Annotated in this window: 2 protein-coding genes; both read right to left on the reverse strand. The window is 61.6% G+C overall.

The window, feature by feature from the left end; genetic code table 11:
* Positions 1-71 precede the first annotated feature (71 nt).
* Positions 72-2225 (reverse strand): methylmalonyl-CoA mutase family protein, encoded by a 2154-nt coding sequence (locus Q363_RS31020; protein ID WP_035358501.1) that lies wholly within the window; start codon positions 2223-2225, stop codon positions 72-74.
* A partial coding sequence (locus Q363_RS31025) for an acetyl-CoA hydrolase/transferase C-terminal domain-containing protein (protein ID WP_281176115.1) occupies positions 2222-3176 on the reverse strand: 955 nt, incomplete at its 5' end. The genes Q363_RS31020 and Q363_RS31025, both read right to left, overlap by 4 nt.

Raw genomic sequence — 3176 nt, forward strand, 5'->3', positions numbered from 1 at the left:
CCAGTCGGCCGATCGGTTATCGACCGCCGGGCCGCCGTTCCATGGAATGTCTTCAAACTTTGGGATATTGATCATTGCTGTACTCCTACCTGATGAAGCATTGAACGAAGAATTTCGAGGACGTTGCACTTGAGGAAGATGAACTGGTTGACTCCGGCAGCGCGGTACCTGGCCTCGTTCGAGCCCGGGTTTCCGGCCAGCACGACCGTCCTTGCCCCAGCGGCTACCAGCTTGGGCGCGACCTGTTCCACGTCGGTTGCGTAGCGAGCGTCGGTCGAACAGATGACGGCGATCTCTGCCTGGGAGGCGGCGAACGCGGTGGCGGCGGCCTGCGCATCGGTGAAGCCGTCATTCTCCACGGGTTCGAAGCCCCCGGCTCCAAAGAAGTCCCGCGCGTAGTTCGAGCGAGCGAGAAACTCCTTTCGCGTCCCCAGGTTGGCGAGGAAGACCTTAGGCCGCTTGCCTCCATGTGCCTGGGCGTAGGCATCGACCATGTCGCGCAACTGCTCATACGCGGCTGCGTAAGGATGAGCGGCCAGCGGTGTCGTGGATGCGCCTTGGCGATTCGCTGCCGGTCCGGCGAGGGTCGCTGTGAGTTCCCCTATGGTCGCCCCTGCTCGCGCCGCGTTGACAGCCGCGGTCATCAGCTCTCCGGTCCCGTGCGCAGACTCGGCTACAACAGCGGCCAAGTCTGCGATGGCACTGCCTTGACGGCGGTCGTGGCGCCATTTCACGAGCCTCGTGGCTGCTTTGGCGCGTAACTCGGAGTACTTCGGGGTGGGGCGACTGAGATCCTTCTCGAACACGTCGGGATGTTCGCTCACCCCGGTGACCGAAGCTTTGCGCGTCGCGATGTCCTTCTCGCGACGGCTCTCGACGGCCTGAATCTGTTCCGCGATCCAGCCGCTCGTCGCCGCTTTTATCATTCCTCCCTGACCCTCGACTTGCTGGAACAGCGACCACGCCTTCTCGGCCATCTCGTCGGTAAGCTTCTCAAGGAACCACGAACCGCCTGCCGGGTCCACGGTCTGATTGAGATGACATTCCTCCTGCAGAATCAGTTGCGTGTTCCGGGCCAGTCTCCGGCTGGATTCGTCGCTCAGCCCCACCGCAGCATCCATGGGAAGCGTGATGATGGCATCGGCTCCGCCCACAGCGCCCGCAAAGGTCGCGGCAGTATTGCGGAGAAGATTCACCCACGGACCTCGGTGGCTCATCACGCGCCGGCTGGTCTCGACGATCACCCGCGTACCCGATACGGCCTTCAGGTCACCGCCGCAAGCCTCGATCGCTTTGGCCCAGAGTTTTCGCAGGGCCCTGAGCTTGGCAATCGACTGGAAGAACTTGCACCCCACCGTCTCGTGAAAAGCAATTTGCCCGACTGCCGCATTGAACTCGAGCCCGGCGGCCGTCATGGCACGCAGATACTCGACTGCCGTCCCCACGGCGAATGCGAGATCCTGGACCGAATCGGCGCCTGCATGGTGGTATACCGCTGTCGACACTCGAACGGAGCTCACGTTTGGAAGATGGGATGCCGTCCACGCAGCGAGATCGGTCATGTGCAGGAGAGCTACATCCAGCGGCTGCGGCAGGGCACCGTCGCGCATCAGTGTACCCAGCGGGTCCGCGTTGAAGGCGCCCAGGGCCTTCGAATCTACGACGCCCTTTTCCTCCCACAGCGCGGCCAGCAAGGCCGCGGCCGGCAGGAAGGCAGCGCCGGATTCGAGCGAGACCGGCACAACATCCAACTGGACGCCTTGGAGGGCCTGGTCGAGATCATTGAGGCTGTACACCATGACGCCGTCGCGACCGCACAGCTCAGCCGACCGAGGATCGTCGGCATCGAGCCCGGCGGTAGCCGCCGCGTCGAGCTTCAGCTCAACGGAGGTCACGCCGTTATCCAATTCCTCCAGCACGATCTGGTTGACGTCGGCAGGCTCCGGATGCAGGACCTCCTGCCGCACATCCCAGCCGTCCAGGGAGTGTCCCAGCGGCCTTGATCCCCTCGTATAAGGCAGACTACCCGGGAACCCCGACGGGTCGTTCGCCGAAGGCCAGCTCTCCGGCGTGTAGACCGGCTCGATATCAATGCCCTCATAGGTGTGGGTGATCATTTTCTTTTCGAAAGGCACACCCTTCAGATCAGTCACTGCCTGCGCCTTCCAGGTGTCGTAACTGACAGGCGGGAAATCGTCCAAGATCTTCAGCTCTTGCTCAATCATGATGAGACTCCTTCGAGGCGCCGAACCGCCCCGTTCGATTCCTCCGGCATAGCCGGGGAAAACTGTTTGAGATCAAGCCCGGGGAGCATGGCTCCGTGCTCGATCAGATTGCGATGCAACTCGAAGCAGCGTGTCAGGTCGTGGCGGATATGACCCGCACGCGCCCCTTCGACATAACGATGGAGATAATCGCGATAGGCAGGGTGGGCACAGCAGTTGATCAGTCGACGCGCGCGTTCTGCCGGTCCCAACCCGCGCAGATCGGCCAATCCGTGTTCTGTGACCACGATATGCACGGAATGCTCGGAGTGGTCCACGTGGCTGCAGAAGGGAACGATCGTGCTGATTCTGCCTCCCTTGGCAATCGAGGGACAGACAAACACGGAAAGGAACGCATTCCGCTCGAAGTCTGCGGCACCGCCGATTCCATTCATTATCTGCGTGCCGCAGACATGAGATGAGTTCACATGCCCGTAAATATCAACCTCAAGGGCGGTATTGGTGGCAATGACGCCGAGCTGGCGGATCACTGTCGGGTTATTGGAGATTTCCTGAGGGCGCAGCACGATCCGCGAGGCAAAGTAATCGAAGTCGTCATAGATTTCATGGAGCATGGCTTCGGACACGGTGAGGGCGGTCGAACTGGCGCCGGTCAGCCGCCCGGAGCGCATGAGCTCGACACACGAGTCCTGGAAAACCTCGGTGTATACAGTAAACGCAGGCAGCTCAGGATTCTCGCCAAGACCTGTGATGAGGGCGTTTCCGACGTTTCCCACTCCGCTCTGCAGCGGTAGGAACTCGCGCGGCAGACGGCCCGCAGCCAGTTCCTCCAGAAAGAATTGAACGAGGTGTTCGGCGATCTGCTTGCTCACCGCGTCGGGCGGGCGTGGCGGCAAACGCGTGCTCGGTTCATCCGTTTCGACGATGGCGACAACTTTGGCGGGATCAACC

The organism is Edaphobacter aggregans DSM 19364, assembly GCF_000745965.1.
Classification (GTDB): Bacteria; Acidobacteriota; Terriglobia; order Terriglobales; family Acidobacteriaceae; genus Edaphobacter; species Edaphobacter aggregans.

Bases quoted from the DNA above. Each gene is read 5' to 3' on its own strand.
- Q363_RS31020 (WP_035358501.1), bottom strand. From the start codon at position 2,225: ATGATTGAGCAAGAGCTGAAGATCTTGGACGATTTCCCGCCTGTCAGT.